Here is a 15,912-nt window from a genome sequence, read left to right as displayed (position 1 = left end):
CATCCCGTCCGTCTCCCACCAGGAGGCGCAGATCATGGACTGGGTAGAGGACCTCTTGCGCGAAAGCGGAGCCGAAGTCACACGTCTCGGCGATAACGTCATCGCCAAAGCAGGATCAGGCCCAAAGATCCTCTTAAACACTCATCTTGATACCGTCCCTCCGAACGACGGGTGGACCCGCGATCCGTGGAATGTAGAGACGATCGATGGCAAGGTGTACGGGCTCGGCAGCAACGACGCAAAAGCCAGCGCCGCCGCGATGATCGCTACGCTCTTAGGTGTCCAAAAAGCAGGCGGACCGTGCGAGGTCGTCCTGATGCTCGTCTGCGAAGAGGAGACCGGCGGGAAGGGCACCGAAATAGCCTGGCCTTGGCTGCAGCAGCAAGGCTGGGAACCAGATGGTGTTGTCGTTGGCGAACCGACCGAGTTGCAGATTGGAATAGCTCAAAGAGGCTTAATGATCCTCGAATTGGTCCACCAAGGCACAGCTTGCCACGCGGCAAACGCCAACTCGTTAGGAGCAGTCAATCCTGTCTGGGGACTCGCCGAAGACATCGTGAAGCTAAGGCAGATCGACCTCGGCGAGCCGCACCCCCAATTAGGCGTCTCAAGTCTTCAACCCACTGTCCTCAAAGGAGCAGCAACCCACAATCAGGTCCCCGCCGAAGCCTCTGCCAAGCTTGATTTTCGAACCGTCCCTGGCCTGACTCATTCTGAATTGTTAGAAAGGTTGGAAGAATGCGTTGCCGGCGAAATTCGTATACATTCATCGCGGCTCGAACCCTACCAGTGCCCCGTCGATGCAATAATCGTTCAATCTGCTTTACGTATCGGCACTGGAACGAAAACATTTGCCAGCCTAACGATGTCCGACCAAGTCTTCTTTCAGGGAGTACCGGCAATCAAGTGTGGCCCCGGAATTTCCGCCCGGTCACACACCGCAGACGAGTTTGTGCTTGCCAGTGAGATTGAACAGGGCTTCGAATTTTACAGAGCATTGTTAAAGGAGGTTGCTCATGCCACGGCTCTGGGATAAAGGCGAATCGATCGACGAACTGATTTTAAGCTTCACGGTGGGTGAGGACCACATTCTTGATGCCCGACTCGTTCCGTACGATATCCGGGCTTCTCAAGCTCACGCGGCAATGCTCGCCGAGTGTGGACACCTTACTTATGATCAGTCCGACTCCCTTTGCGATGCCCTCATGCAGCTTGGCGAACAACACGCCCGAGGTGAGTGGACCATCCGACTCGACGAAGAGGATGTGCACACAGCAATCGAAAATCGCTTGGTCGCCTGGCTCGGAGACCTCGGCGAGCGCATCCATCTTGGCCGGTCCCGAAACGATCAAGTTCTAGCCGCACTGCGCCTCTACTTGCGCGACGTCGTCGCCATCTCTTCCGAGTGCACGACCGCCGTTGTCACAGTTTTGCAGCAGCTTGCAAGCTCTCAAGGGGATATCCCGTTACCCGGTTACACGCACCTGCAGCCAGCCATGCCCTCGACGGTTGCACTCTGGGCAAACGGCTTTGCCGCCGAGCTTACCGACGATGTCAAAATGATCGAATCGGCCTTAACCCTCATCGACAAGAATCCACTCGGTTCGGCAGCGGGGTATGGCACACCCGGTATCCCAATCAACCGAGAACGAACAACCCGCGACCTCCAGTTCAAAGAAACCCACGAGCCCGTCACCGCTGTCCAACTCTCACGCGGAAAGGCCGAAGCGAGCTTGGCTTTTGCCCTGTGTCTTGTCCAACAAGATCTCGGACGGCTTGCCGCCGATCTCTGCCTGTATGCAACACAAGAGTTTGCGTTCGTTAGGCTCCCTAAGGAATTCACGACCGGCTCATCCATCATGCCGCAAAAGCGAAACCCCGACATCTTTGAACTAGTACGGGGACACTCCTCTCAAGCGCCAGCAGACCTACAAGCAATCCTGGCAATCACAAGCAAGATGACCTCGGGGTACCACCGCGATCTTCAACTTATCAAAGGACCACTTTTTAGAATGATTGACTCCACACTGGAAATGCTTCGAGTGATGGAACATGCCATCCCAGGAGTTCAATTTAATGCTCAGAGAACATCCGAGGCCATGGATCCGTCGCTCTACTCCGCAGAACGGGCTTTCGAACTTGTACAAGAGCAAGGAATCAGCTTCAGAGAAGCATATCGAAGAATTGCGTCCGAACTAGAAAAGGGCCTGTCAGATTCTAAAAAGGACCTCCACAAAGAAACGTCCTAAAGAGTCTTACCCTTGTAGAATCCTCCGCGAATCGTTCAGCCTCTAACATGTCATACACGCCAACAGGCGTAGGAAAAGCAAGATGATTCTCAAACGCTTCTACGACGATAAGCTTGCACAGGCCAGCTATTTGATAGGTTGCGCAAAAACCGGCGAGGCTTGCGTGATCGATCCCAACCGTGATCTCGAACAGTACATTCAAGCCGCCAGTGCCGAGGGATTGAGCATCAGCGCCGTCACCGAGACTCATATCCACGCCGACTTCTGCTCGGGCAGCCGCGAGCTCGCCGATCGCACCGGCGCAACGCTCTTCCTCTCCGACGAGGGTAACGAAGAGTGGAAGTACAGCTTCGCCGATCAGCCGAACGTCAAGCTTGTCAAAAACGGCGACCACATACGCGTCGGCAACGTCCGGCTCGACGTGCTCCATACGCCCGGACATACGCCCGAGCACATCAGCTTTGTCCTCACCGACGAGCCCGCCAGCAGCATGCCTCTCGGAGTCTTTACGGGAGACTTTATTTTTGTTGGTGATGTTGGACGCCCTGACCTATTAGATAAAGTCGCCGGCTTCAAGGACACCATGGAAGCCGGTGCAAGGGTGCTCTTTGATGCGCTCTGCAAGTTCAAGAGCAGCCTGCCGGAAACCGTGCTCATCTGGCCCGCTCACGGCGCTGGATCGGCATGTGGAAAGAGCCTTGGCGGTGTGCCTGTAAGCACCTTAGGCTATGAAAAGGATGCGAACTGGGGACTGAAGACAGATCGCGAGCAGGATTTTGTCGACACGGTTCTTTCAGGACAGCCAGAGCCCCCCTACTACTTCAAAGAGATGAAGAGGATGAACAAGGTCGGTCCAGCAATCCGGCAAGGGCTCACGAAACCTCAAAAGATGCACCCTTCCGACATTGTCGATTTGCTGAAGGCAAAGGCTGTGATCGTAGACACTCGCAGCTATGGCGAAGCCCTGCAAGCTCTGATCCCCGGAGTGCTGAGCATCCCAAGCAACAGGAGCTTTACAACTTGGGCAGGGTGGCTCCTTCCTTTCGACAAGCCAATTTATCTCATCGCCACGAGCCAACAGGCGGTTGAGCAAGCGGTGAAAGACTTGGCGATGATCGGACTGGACAATGTAGCCGGCTGGTTCGACACTGAAGCCTTTGAGGCGGCTGCTCAAGCTGGATTTGAAGCAAAGCCAATGCCACAGATCAGTGCAATCGAAGCTGCAGAGCGATTCAAAACAGGTGAGGCCGAGCTTCTCGACGTTCGGGGAGCTAACGAATACGCCGAAGCACACATCCCCGGAGTTAAGAATATCCCTCTTGGCTATATGGATAAGCAACTTGATGAACTGCCACGGCATAAACCGCTCATCCTCCACTGCGGCGGCGGCGGACGCTCCTGCATCGGTCTGAGCTATCTCCAGACGAAGGGGTTCACCAATGTGATAAACCTAACCGACGGGTTTGAAGCCTATGTTAAAGCGGGCCTTCCCGTTGACCGCGGGCTCAAGAAAGAGGCAACTGCAGTTTAGCAATCAACCTCCCGTATAGACCAATGGAGAACATCATATATGTTCCGTATAAGGAACGTTATATAATTTCTTGCCGCACCATTATCACACTATCCGGGTCGGTCGTCAGACCGGATCGACAAAACCCTCGCGGGCAGTGGCGATCCAGGTGCTGGAGCATATGCGTGCTGCTCTGCGCTCCAAAAGGTCGCGCATTCACCTTCATGCAGGATCACCTCTTGCTCGCCCACCTTCAGCACAATCGAGCCCGCCAAAACATAAACCATCTCCTCGCCCGCATGGCTTCGCAGTTCGCTCTGGCTATGCAATTCAAGAATCGCAGGCAACAATCGCCCCGACTCCAATCTGTTTGTGAGCATGAGCAAGGGCACCTGAGCTCCCGCTGCAACAAATGCCGCTCGCTCCTCGGATGAAATCGGACGGTCCAATCCCCCCAACGGCCCCGCGCCAAAGTCGGTCATATCGAACCAACGGTCGTCCTGTTTGCGATGAACGACAACGATCTGCTCCGACTGCTGCTCTTTGCGCAGTAGGCCCGCCACATGAAGTCCCAAAGCAGCGCAAACCTTCACAAGCGTCGCGGGATTTGTCCCCCCGCCGTGCTCTAAACGTGTGATGGAGTTCTTGCTTACCGCCGCTGCCTTGGCAAGATCGCGTACAGAGATGGACTGCCGAACCCGGGCACGACGCAAGCGATCCCCCAAAACTTGCGCGGGAAAACTCTTTAACATTCTCCTTAACTCAGGCTCAAGAGCCTGCTTCTCTAAGTTGAGAACGACATTTTCTGAGGGATGTTCCGGACGGGACACCCGATGAACTTACCTTATATTAATTCTCAGCTCGCTACGGGGATCGACATCTACCGGGTTTTCAGCCTGCTTAAGAACAGAAATATTATTCAGTGCCATGCACGGAACGAAATTGGTAACATGCTCACGCAGCCGTACCAATCTCACAACTTCCCGTTTAGGCTCCGCAACAATCGATGGGTATCCTCGCCGTGACAAGTAGCATCCAATAGGATGGGCTTTTAGCGTCGACGATAAGCGTTGTTGCAAAGCATGACCTGGGAACAGCCTACGACTGCGTGTGTGGCGAAGGAATGAAACGTAGCGAAATAAACTTGCTCTACAGACAGGCTTCAACCTGCTTTGCAGAACAGGGGTGGGCTCTCCCTCCAAAACCAATGTGGGACATCACAGACTTCGGCCTTAACGACTGGCAGCGTTTTGGCCTTGTCCTGATCACCCTGGCCAACGAGCCTGAATATTGCGAGAAGCTCATGTACGCCAGAAGAGGCATGGTTACACCAGCGCACACCCACGCCAAAAAGAAAGAGGACATCATCGCCCGATGGGGAGAGTTGGCAGTAACAGTCTGGCCCGATCAACCGAATCGCCTTGGCACAGAGTTTCAAATCAGCGTCAATGGCGAAGCAAGAACCGTTATGCCCGGCGAAACCATTGTTCTTCGTCCCGGCGAAAGGATCACAATCCCAGCGGGTATCTACCACGAGTTTGAGCCGATGACCCCTCAGTGCATCATCGGCGAGGTCTCTACCGCAAACGACGACCTCAACGACAACTTCTTCGTGCGCGATGATATCGGGCGATTCCCTTCAATCCTCGAGGATGAAGAACCAGCCGTGCGTCTCGTTAGCGACCCCTAGGCTATTTCTGGCGGTTCGCCGCGTTTCGGCTGGCGTGGAAGTTCCAACCGCTCAAAACCAGCTTCTCGTCGGGATGTCCGCAACCATCCTCAATGCGATCATCCCCGGCATAAAGCTGGACGAGGACGGTCTTACGCACCCGGTCCGACCGGTTCGGCATCGATCCGTGGATCGTGAAGTAGTGGAAGAACACCACATCCCCCGGCTCCGCTTCCAGCGGAGTCGCCTTCTCGATCGGATACTCCTCCAGCAGCTTCTCTGAATGCCCGTTGGAGCCGCCGATCCGCCCCAGCTTGTGCGAACCCGGGTACACGCGCAGGCATCCCATCTCGTCGGTCGCATGGGAGACGTGGATGATCCCCGCCATCATCGTGTCCTTGACGGTCGGGAAATACTCCCAATCCTGGTGCATCGGGAACGGTGCGCCGTTTTCGCTCGGCTTCTGAAAGAGCTTGCTGTGGTTGAGAACGATGTTCTCCCCCAGAATGTCCCGTGCCGCCGCCAAGAACCGCTCGTGATAGAGCGCCTTCGCCCACCGTGCCGAATAGAGCTGGACGTTGTGCGTGTGGATCACCTGCATCTTCGCCGCGCCCATCCGCTCCATCTCCGGCCCGCCCCAAGTCGCGTTGATCTCTTCCCCGCTCGCGTAGAGCTGTGCCACGATCCGGTCGAAGTCCTCTTCAAGCTCCCCGATCTCGGTCGGGCTGAAGACGCCCTTAGCGATGTAATAGCCGTCTTCGGCAAACCTGCGACCGACTTCGGTCTCCTGTGCAGCGAGCGTAAACATCGCCTATATGATGGTGCAAAAGCGACAAAAGACCAAGCCTCCGCCAAGCATTTTGTGGATGAGTTTAGAGCACGAGCAGGGCTAGGCAACAAACGCAGATTTCAAACAACTCATGAAGTCCATCCTACGATTCACGATTCACGATTCACGATTCACGCATCACCTCAGCTTCCCAACAAACGTATACTCGCCCGAGCCCACCCGGTAGATGCGGTCCGCGCTTGCCTCTACTTTCGGAGTGGCTTCTACCCCCGTCGCCGGAACGTGAATCTCCGCCGTCGTATTCGGCGGAATCACCACCCGCATCGTCAGCTTTCCGTCCTTCACGCTCCATTCCGACACGATCCTGCCCCGGACGGAATCGTAAGACGACTTCAGCCAGGTTAGCTTGGGGTCGATCTGCGGCGCGATCTTGATCCTCTTGAACCCAGGCGCGAGGTTGTCGATGCCCGCGGGCTGGGCAAACATCCACCCCACAACGGCTCCAAACGCATAGTGGGCAAAGGAGTTCATGCCGGGGTCTTGGAAGCCCTTTTCCGGCGTCCAGCCGTCCCACCGCTCCCAGATGCTGGTCGCGCCGTTTTTGATGGTGAAGCCCCAACTGGGGAAAGTGTCGTTGTGGAGAAGCCGGAACGCCACGTCGTTGCGCCCGATCTTGCTGAGGACGTGCATGATGTCGCGCGTGCCGACGAACCCGGTGGAAAGGTGCCATCCGCGCTTCTCAATATCGGCGACCAGGCGGTCAGCGACCTTGCCCACCATCTCCGGCTCCAAAAGGTCGAACACCAGAGCCAGGATGTACGAGCATTGCGTATCGCCCAAAACCGAGCCGTCCGGCTTGACGTAGGCTTTCTGAAAAGCCGCCCGAACCTGGCGATAAAGGGCCATATGCTTTTGGGCTTCGTCGGGCTTGCCGAGCGCAGATGCCGCTTGAGCGAGGAGCCTTGCCGAGCCTGCGAAGTAGGCGGTGTAGATCACTTCGTTCGGGGTGTTCGCGTTGATGCTCACCCAGTCGCCGAAGCAGTGGAACTGCTTGGGAGGCAGCATCTCCGGCGTAGACCGCTTCACGCAGAACTCGATGAACTTCTTCATCTGCGGATAGTGGCGGGCCAAAAGCTCCTTGTCGCCATAAACGTCGTAGATCGTCCACGGGCAGATGACACCCGCATCGGCCCACGCCGGACCGCCGTCCCCGCCCGCAACCTTGAGCGGGGCGACCATCGGATACTGCCCGTCTTCGCGCTGAGCGTCGTCCAGTGAGACGAGCCACTTCGCGAAGAACGGCTGAACGTCGTTCAGCATCGTCGCCGTGCGGATGTAGGCCTGCGCATCTCCGGTCCAGCCCAACCGCTCGTCGCGCTGGGGGCAGTCGGTGGGGATGTCGATGAAGTTCATCTTCTGCGTCCACCAAGCATTTTTCACCAGCCGGTTGAGCATCGGGTCGCTGGTCTCCAGAGTTCCTGCGTCGGGCGTATCGCTGCTGATGGCGATCCCGACCACTTCATCGGGCGCGGGCTTGTGCCCAAGCCCCGTCACTTCGATGTACTGGAAGCCGTGGAAAGTGAACTTGGGCGACCACGTCTCGACGCCCTCCCCTTTGCAGATGTAGGTGTCGATCGTGCGCGCGCCGCGAAGGTTGGTGGTGTAGATGTTTCCGTCTGGGCTCAGCCGTTCGGCAAAGCGCAGCACGATCTTCTGTCCCTTCTCCCCCTTGACCTTCAGCCTCGCAAATCCCGCCAGATTCTGCCCGAGGTCCAGCACATAAACCCCCGGCTTGGGCTCGGTGACCGTCTTCGCCTTCAGCACTTCATAGGGGCGCACCGGCTGCCCAGGGAACGGTTCGACGACGGGATTCATCTCCGCGCCCGTCTGCACCGAGAACCAGCCTCGATCCGAATATCCTGCGCTGTCCCAGCCCGCCTTCTCCAGCCGGGCGTCGTAGGCCTCACCCATAAGGAAGTCGCCTTCCAGCGTTGGGCCGGTGCTGGCCTTCCAATCCGGTCCGCTGGCGATGGTCTGAGTCGTGCCGTCGGTGTATTCGACGTTCAGCTGCACCAAAGCCCGCGTCTTCGTGCCGTAGTGGTTTCGCCGTCCGCCGTAGCCCACGTAGCCGGAATACCAGCCGTCGCCCAAGACGACGCCGACCGCATTGTTGCCCTGCTTCAGCGCTTTGGTGACATCGTAGCCGCGAGCGTAGACGCGCTTCGTGTAGTCGGTCCATCCCGGCATGAACAGCTCGTCGGTGACGGCTTTGCCGTTCAGCCGAAGATCGAGCAGACCAAGAGCCGAGCCGTAAAGGATAGCCCGCTTGACCGGCTTGTTCAAGGAGAATTCATGGCGCAGAAGTCGCGGCGGAGGAAGGTGGAGGTTCTGCGGCCCGACGCGGCCCCAAGGCTCCGCTCCGTAAGCGCCGAGCACCTTCGCCGGAGTGAACGGCCCGCTCTCCGAAGTCGCCACCTGCCATGCGCTGCCCGTCGACATCTCGACTGCGTTGTTGCCCGTGTATGCGACGGTCAGCTTGGCGAGCAAGCCCGCCGCCCCGCCCGAATTCGTCGCCCGAACGAGGATCGTGTTGTCTGCCGTCAGCAGCTTGTCGGTCACGTCCACTTCGACCGGTCGTCGCCATGCGTCCGTCTTGCCGTCACTCTCGGCAACCTTGTGTCCGTTGATCGTCGCCGAGAACTGATCGTCAGCCGTGATGCGCAGAGTCGCTTTGGTGAAGCCAGCGTTCAGCACCAGAACCCGCTTGAAGTAGACGACATCCCCCGATTCCGCCCAAATCCACGACGCATCGCTGAACGGATCGCGCGACCGGTTGGCATTCACCGGGGCGTCGTAGCCGATCCATTGCGCCTTCCAATCGCTAGGCTTCAGCAGACCGACCGACCATTCGGCAGCCGCGCTCCAGTCGGAGGCGACGCCCTTCTGGTCGAAGACCTGCACCCTCCACCAAACCTTCTGTCCCGATGCGAGCGGCTTGCCGGCATAGGCGATTCCGAACGTGTCTCCCGACTGGACCTTGCCCGTATCCCACAAATCACTCTTCCCGGACTGGCTTCCAACCGTGATCCGGTAACCCGTTTGACGCAGGTTGTGTGCAGCTTTGTCGGTGGCGTTCAGCTTCCAACTCAAGCGCGGAGTTGCCGTGGCAACTCCAACCGGGTTGGCAAGAGCTTCACACCTCAGTTGTGCGGGCTGAAGACTCCCAGCAGCGGGCATCAAAACCGCGACGAGCAGACAGGAAAGCATAAATCAAAGTCTACTGGGTGAAAAGCCGCATGTAAACATTGACTTTTGCGCGGCAAATCCTGTCTATACTCGCGCCATGTCGCTCTTTCGCCCCGGCTTTGACAACTCCCCCTACACCTACAAAGGCGAACACCTGCGCGAAATCGCCTTCCCCCTAGGCGGCATCGGCACCGGATGCGTCAGCCTGGACGGTCGTGGTAACCTGCGTGACTGGGAGATTTTCGGCAGACCGAACAAGGGCAAAATGCTCGCCTACACCTTCCCTGCGCTGTGGCTCCAGCCCGAAGGCGAAGAGGCAAGAGCGCTGGCGTTGCAGGGCCCGCGAGTCCGTGACTTCGTCGGCGAGAGCATGGGCTACTGGTCATACGGGCACGGACATTTCTTCTCCCAGATGGACGGCTTGCCATGCTTCGACAGCATCGAATTCGCGGGCACTTTCCCCTTCGCCCGCATTCGATTTCACAAAGAGAACTTCCCGCTCAAGATCGAGCTGAGCGCGTTCAACCCTTTTATCCCGCAGGACACTCAAGCCTCCAGCTACCCCTGTGCCAGCCTCAACTACCGCATCGAAAACACCGGCGACAAGCCGGTCGAGCTGTGCCTTGCCTGGACCATGCTGAACCCCGTCCACGCGATGATGGACGCCACCGAGACAACGCCCGACAAGACCAAAAACACCTACCGTCAAGGATCGAACTGCCGAGGCATCTTCTTCGAAAACGAGCGTTTCAGCCACGGCGAATTAGGATTCGGCACCGCTTCGCTCACCACAAGCTGGTCCAACGTGGACTACACCGAGCGCTGGGAAGTCACCGGCTGGTGGGATTGCATCGCCACCTTCTGGAACCGCTTCCGCGAGACGGGCACCCTCGGCCCCAACCCCGAATCCGACAGCGGCAAGCCCATGTCCGGATCGCTAGGATGCCGAGTCAAGCTCGTCCCCGGCGAGGTCGCCGAAATTCCGTTCCTCATCGCCTGGCACTTCCCCATCATCGACAAGTATTGGGGCAAGAAAGAGCCTGGTGAAGAACTGCTCTGGACGCAGTATTACGCCACCCAACACACCGACGCTTGGGCCGTCGCCGACGACTTCTTCGGGCGGTTTGACGAACTCGCCGACCGCACCAGCAAGTTCGAAGACGCCCTTCTCGACTCAACATTGCCTAAGTCGATTATCGAATGTGTCTCCGCGACCGCCTCCATCCTCCACACGCCGACCGTCATCCGTCTGGAAGACGGCGGCTTCTGGGCTTGGGAGGGATGCTCGCCCCAAAGCGGCTGTTGCGAAGGCACCTGCTCGCACGTTTGGAACTACGCCCTCACCCACGCCTGCCTCTTCCCCGACATCCAGCGGAGCTTCCTGGATACGGCGTTCAAGTTCGGTTTCAACTGTGGCGGAGAAGGCAAGAAGGGGGCCCTCAACTTCCGCATGATCCTCCCCCTCGCCAAAGAAAGCTACCTGTGGCACGCGGCAAGCGATGGTCAGCTCGGGCAGATCATCCAGATCTACCGCGACTGGCGATGGAGCGGCGACGACGCTTGGCTCAAAGAGATTTGGCCCAAGGCTCACTTTGCCCTGGAGTATTCCTGGGTGCAGTGGGATCGCGACCAGGACGGCCTCGTCGATGGCGACATGCACAACACCTACGACATCAACTTCCAAGGCCCAAACCCGCTCACCCAATTCTTCTATCTCGGGGCCCTCAGCGCCGCCGAGGAGATTTGCCGCCACCTTGGAGATGCCGAACACGCCGACAAGTACCAAGCCTTGATTGAAAAAGGCGCGAAGGCAACGAAGGAGCGGCTATGGAACGGCGACTTTTTCATCCAAGAAAATCCCTACACCGAAGCCGACGCCCCCAAATATCAGCATGGGCACGGGTGCCTCACCGACCAAGTCTTCGGACAGCTTTGCGCCGAAGTCGCCGGATTGGGGGACCTGATCGACCGCGACCTCGTCACCCAAACCCTGCGCTCGATCTACAGGCACAACTTTCGTGATCCGCTCGGCGACCACGAAAACCTACAGCGGGTGTACGCCTTCCGCGATGAAACCGGTCTGCTTCTGTGCTCCTGGCCCAGCGGCGGACGCCCTCACTATCCCTTCCCCTACTCGGATGAAGCCTGGACCGGAATCGAATACCAAGTCGCCACCCACCTGGCCTACCACGGCCTGCGTGACGAAGCCGAATCCATCGCTCGCGCCATCCGCAAACGCCACGACGGAAAGCGGAGAAACCCCTGGAACGAGTACGAATGCGGCTCGCATTACGCCCGCGCCCTCGCCTCCTACGGACTGTTCCTGGCCTGGACCGGGCTGCGCTACGACGGCATCGACGGTACGCTCGAAGCTCAGAAGGAGCCGTTCAAATCGTTCTTCTCGGTGCCTGGGGCGTGGGGCACGGTCGAACGGATGCCGGACGCAGAGCTGCGGGTTGATGTGATCGAAGGTCGGCTCAGTGTGAAGCCGGAAGCTCGTCTGCGGGATTAGTCTGCGGCTTCGGTCGTTTGAAGGGGCTGCATCTTGTAGAAAGCGAGCCCGCCGATAACACCCACCAAGACTCCTTCGATGAGTGTCGCACCAAGGGCGAAGCCGAAGTCGTAGCCGACCGTGAAGCGAGCAGGGTCGGGCAACAGACAGAGAACCAGTATCCATCCCGCCACCCCAAAAGCAACTGTCTGACACAAAATCCACACACCAGCCTTTTTTGCGAACCTCTTCAGCAAAAACCACTGAGGAACCGAGAACAGCAATCCCATGAAGAAGCTAGCAAGGATAATATAGGCTGGGTGAGTCTGCGTATGGGGCCCCGGAGGCTGATTTGCTGCTGGGGAATAAATGAAGTACGAGGGCAAAGCGCTAAGCGTCAAAAGCAAATATGGGCTCGATGTAGCAAAGACCCATTTCATCCTTTGACAGGTCGGATAGATCTCCTTGACGATGGTCGCCTGAAGCCAGGCGTATGTGCACCAGCCAGAGAAATCAGCCAGGACAGTTGCGAAAGCGACTAGCCCTTTGTTTGGCTGTGAACCAAAGACAAGATTCCAGCCAGCCATCACAAGCGGCAGCTTGAATGCAAGGACAGCCAGCAGACCGACCGTCGTCAGCAAGATCCACTGCTTCCACAAAGCCCGGTTGAACCATGCCGTGTCTGCCGGAATCATCTCGAGCCTATCTTACACGGCAGGACGCCTACTTCTTCGTAAAGACGCGGCCCAGCCAAATCAGAATGCAAGCCCCGATCGTCGCACCGACGATCGTTCCGATCAGCCCACCGCCGCCCGACGTACCGAGGAAAGTGCGCATCGTAAACCCAACCAGAACGGAACCAGCGATACCCAGCAGGCTCGTCATAAGACAGCCCTTGGGCTCCATCTTGTCTCCGGGCATGATCGCTTTGGCGAGAGCGCCGGCGATAAGACCAATAACCAAAAGCCAAATCCAATGAAGCATCGTATTCCTGCTTACGCCGGACCGAGCCCAGGGTTGCAAGGGTCCCGTGCTTCAATCCCCTCGCTTACGAACGAGAGTCAGTTGGCAATTCACAAGATCACCCTCTTCAGGTCCTCAGATCCCTTTCGCTCGGATCATAACTCCAGGCGAGGAGTTTCAGTCCAAAACCCGAATAAATTGGCTCGGTCTCAATGCGCAAAGGTGATAGGCTAACCGAACAAGATGATCACCGTTATCGCCGCCCTCGCCATGCAACTCGACGCTCCCGAAAACGACCTCATGATCTGGTTTAGGCATCCTGCCACACGATGGGAGGAGGCCCTTCCTATTGGCAACGGCCGATTGGGAGGGATGGTCTTTGGCGGAGTGGCGGAGGAACGGATTCAGCTCAACGAGGAGTCGATCTGGGCGGGCGGCCCCGTTCCCAAGAATCCGGCAACCAGCGCCGAAGCGATCAAGAAAGCCCGAGAAGCCTACTTCGCAGGCGATCAAGCCAAGGCTCAACAGATCATTGCCCAAGATTTAATGGCAGACCCCATTGAGCCAAGAAGCTATCAGACCTTGGGCGACCTCAAGATGAAGTTTCACTATCCTGGGGTTCAGCTGCCCAAACCCATCCGAATCGAAAAGTGGAAACGTGGACCCGTTTCCAAAGAGTTAAACCAAGCCGAACTCTCCCCATCCTACGACGATTCCAGTTGGAAAACGGCCAACGATTTGGAAGTCCCCGCCCAAAGCTGGGTGGTCTTTCGAACAGAGTTTGATCTCGGTTCCGATCCCGCAGAGCTGAACCGCACCCTGAACCTCAGCCCCATCGACGACAGCAGCATCGTCACCCTCAACGGTGTCGAGATCGGACGCACGAATGCGTGGGATCGACCGTTCCAATTCGATGCTTCCAAGGCCCTAAAACCCGGGAAAAACTTGCTGGCAATCGCCGTCCAAAATGGCGGTGGCGCGGGACACTTGGCAAAAGAAGTCGCGCTGGATTCGGAGGTGCGCCCAAGCACGTATCGGCGAAGTCTCGATTTAGACACCGCCGAAGCAACCACCGGTTACCGCCTTAATGAAGTTGCCTATTCGCGGTCAACCTTCGTATCGCATCCCGACAAGGCAATCATTACCCAAATCGTAACCGACCGCATCAATGCAATCAACTTCGACCTTGATCTCGCCCGCTCGGAAGGCACGACCACCAAGCCGACCGAGGATGGGAAGGGGCTAATCATGGTGGGACAAGCCTCTCACGGAGGCGTCAAACCCGGCACCAAATTCGCTGCCATCGTCCGCGTTTCCACAAAAGGGGGAACGATCAGCGTAAACGGAAACAGCCTTTCCATCCGGAACGCAGACTCTGTTTTGATATCTCTCGTTTGCGAGACGGATTACGACCTGAAAAACCCAACAGTCCGCAAGACCACCGACCTCATCAAAGCCTGCGAAGATGACTTAAAACGCATCGCGGACAAGACTTATCAGGAGCTTTATTCAAATCACCTCGCCGATTACCAAAAGCTCTTCAAGCGCGTTCAACTCGACCTTGGCGAAGCCCCCAACCTCCCCACCGACGAGCGTCTCGCCAAAGTGAAAGCCGACGGAACGGACACCAACCTGGAAGCTCTCTACTTCCAGTACGGACGCTACTTGCTCATCGCATCCTCACGCAAGGGAGATATGCCCGCCAACCTTCAAGGGCTGTGGAGCCAGCACATCGCCGGACCTTGGAACGTCGACTACCACACCAACATCAACATCCAGATGAACTATTGGCCCGCCGAAGTCACCAACCTCAGCGAATGCCATGATCCTTTCTTTTGGTTGATGGAGGCGTTGGTGCCAAGCAGTCGTGGGCTAGCCAAGACACTCGGTTTCAACGGAATCGCCCTTGGGCACACCACCGACGTCAACCTCTTCGCCGCCCTCACCGGGCACCCGGTTTGGGGGATGTGGGTGATGGGTGCAGGCTGGTGTTCGGCGCACTTCATGGAGCACTACCGCTACACACAAGACCCCGCCTTTCTCAAAAACCGCGCCTACCCGAATCTCAAGCTATGCAGCGAGTTCTTCTTGGACTGGCTCGTCACCGATCCACGCACTGGCAAGCTGGTTTCCGGCCCCTCAACTTCCCCCGAAAACACCTACCGCTACCAAGGCCAAAACCTCAATCTTGTGATGGGCGGGGCGATGGATCAGGAGATTATCTGGGAGACGTTCACGAACACCCTTGAGGCTGCAAAACTGTTGGGGATTGACGATGCCTTCACCAAGCGCGTCAAAGAAAGCCTTGGCAAGCTGGCGCTTCCCCAGATCGGAAAAGACGGACGCATTCTCGAATGGGACAAGGAGTACGAAGAGGCCGAGCCGGGGCATCGGCACATGTCGCACCTGTACGGAATGCACCCCAGCAACCAGTTCACTTTTGAGAAGACGCCAGAGTATATGGCAGCCGCACGCAAATCTCTCGAAGGAAGATTGAGCAAAGGCGGGGGTCACACCGGATGGTCGCGAGCCTGGATCATCAACTTCTGGGCACGCTTCCACGAAGGCGATCTAGCCCACGAAAACCTCCGCCAACTGCTCATCAAATCCACCCTCCCCAACCTCTTCGACGACCATCCCCCCTTTCAGATCGACGGCAACTTTGGCGGCACAGCCGGGATTGCCGAGATGCTCCTCCAAAGCCACGAAGGGTTCATTCGCCTACTCCCCGCTTTGCCGAAAGCATGGGCAAGCGGCAGTGTGAAAGGCCTGAAGGCAAGAGGCGACTACACGGTAGATATCGAGTGGAAGGATGGCAAGCTCGTCAGGGCAAAGATCAAAGCAGGAAGGACTGGGATGTGCCGTGTCAAAGTTGACGGCACCGAAACCTATTGGTCCCCCAAGTCTGCGAAGAGTAAGACGACAGGCATGGATATCCTGAGCACAGGACTCGCAAACGGCGACACTCTGGTAATCGAGGGTTGACAAAAAAAC

General features: G+C 57.5%; 11 protein-coding genes. 6 read left to right on the top strand and 5 right to left on the bottom strand.

What is annotated here, in order from left to right; genetic code table 11:
- Nucleotides 1–34: 34 nt before the first annotated feature.
- The 3 genes from KF784_15685 to KF784_15675 all read left to right on the top strand — a co-directional run bounded on the left by KF784_15685 (nt 35) and on the right by KF784_15675 (nt 3,780).
- On the top strand, nt 35–1,036 hold the full coding sequence (locus KF784_15685) for a M20/M25/M40 family metallo-hydrolase (protein MBX3120500.1): 1,002 nt from the start codon (nt 35–37) through the stop codon (nt 1,034–1,036).
- The gene (argH, locus tag KF784_15680; GenBank protein MBX3120499.1) at nt 1,017–2,249 is read left to right on the top strand and encodes an argininosuccinate lyase; all 1,233 of its coding nucleotides are present in this window, start codon (nt 1,017–1,019) and stop codon (nt 2,247–2,249) included. Before KF784_15685 ends, argH begins: the two co-directional genes overlap by 20 nt.
- 82 nt (nt 2,250–2,331) lie before the next feature.
- Nucleotides 2,332–3,780, top strand: a complete 1,449-nt coding sequence (locus KF784_15675) for an MBL fold metallo-hydrolase (GenBank protein MBX3120498.1) — start codon at nt 2,332–2,334, stop codon at nt 3,778–3,780.
- A gap of 89 nt (nt 3,781–3,869) precedes the next feature.
- On the opposite strand, the gene KF784_15670 is transcribed toward KF784_15675, so the two are convergent.
- On the bottom strand, nt 3,870–4,511 hold the full coding sequence (locus KF784_15670; GenBank protein ID MBX3120497.1) for a helix-turn-helix domain-containing protein: 642 nt from the start codon (nt 4,509–4,511) through the stop codon (nt 3,870–3,872).
- Nucleotides 4,512–4,966: 455 nt separating this feature from the next.
- Here KF784_15670 and KF784_15665 point away from each other — a divergent pair, with 455 nt between their 5' ends.
- Nucleotides 4,967–5,449: a D-lyxose/D-mannose family sugar isomerase gene (locus KF784_15665; protein MBX3120496.1), complete on the top strand. Its 483-nt coding sequence runs from the start codon at nt 4,967–4,969 to the stop codon at nt 5,447–5,449.
- Between the two features lies 1 nt (nt 5,450).
- Here the strand turns inward: KF784_15665 and KF784_15660 are convergent, their stop codons facing one another.
- Together KF784_15660 and KF784_15655 are read right to left on the bottom strand one after the other, a co-directional pair.
- Complete coding sequence (locus KF784_15660; GenBank protein MBX3120495.1) at nt 5,451–6,236, bottom strand: phytanoyl-CoA dioxygenase family protein; 786 nt, start codon at nt 6,234–6,236, stop codon at nt 5,451–5,453.
- Between the two features lie 159 nt (nt 6,237–6,395).
- The gene (locus KF784_15655) at nt 6,396–9,485 is read right to left on the bottom strand and encodes a glycoside hydrolase family 78 protein (GenBank protein ID MBX3120494.1); all 3,090 of its coding nucleotides are present in this window, start codon (nt 9,483–9,485) and stop codon (nt 6,396–6,398) included.
- A gap of 76 nt (nt 9,486–9,561) precedes the next feature.
- Here KF784_15655 and KF784_15650 point away from each other — a divergent pair, with 76 nt between their 5' ends.
- A complete protein-coding gene (locus KF784_15650; GenBank protein ID MBX3120493.1) occupies nt 9,562–11,976 on the top strand; it encodes a hypothetical protein in 2,415 nt (804 codons plus the stop codon).
- Here the strand turns inward: KF784_15650 and KF784_15645 are convergent.
- Nucleotides 11,973–12,650, bottom strand: a complete 678-nt coding sequence (locus KF784_15645; protein ID MBX3120492.1) for a hypothetical protein — start codon at nt 12,648–12,650, stop codon at nt 11,973–11,975. The two genes, KF784_15650 and KF784_15645, sit on opposite strands and share 4 nt — an antisense overlap.
- A gap of 28 nt (nt 12,651–12,678) precedes the next feature.
- A complete protein-coding gene (locus KF784_15640) occupies nt 12,679–12,939 on the bottom strand; it encodes a GlsB/YeaQ/YmgE family stress response membrane protein (protein ID MBX3120491.1) in 261 nt (86 codons plus the stop codon).
- A gap of 222 nt (nt 12,940–13,161) precedes the next feature.
- Between KF784_15640 and KF784_15635 the strand changes: the two genes are divergently transcribed.
- Nucleotides 13,162–15,903, top strand: coding sequence for a glycoside hydrolase family 95 protein (locus KF784_15635; GenBank protein ID MBX3120490.1), 2,742 nt, complete (start codon nt 13,162–13,164; stop codon nt 15,901–15,903).
- Nucleotides 15,904–15,912 lie beyond the last annotated feature (9 nt).

The sequence above is a fragment of the Fimbriimonadaceae bacterium genome (assembly GCA_019638775.1).
In the GTDB taxonomy this organism is placed as follows: Bacteria; Armatimonadota; Fimbriimonadia; order Fimbriimonadales; family Fimbriimonadaceae; genus JAHBTD01.
The sequence above is the reverse complement of the archived record's forward strand: the minus strand, read 5'-3'. Positions and strand labels throughout refer to the sequence as shown.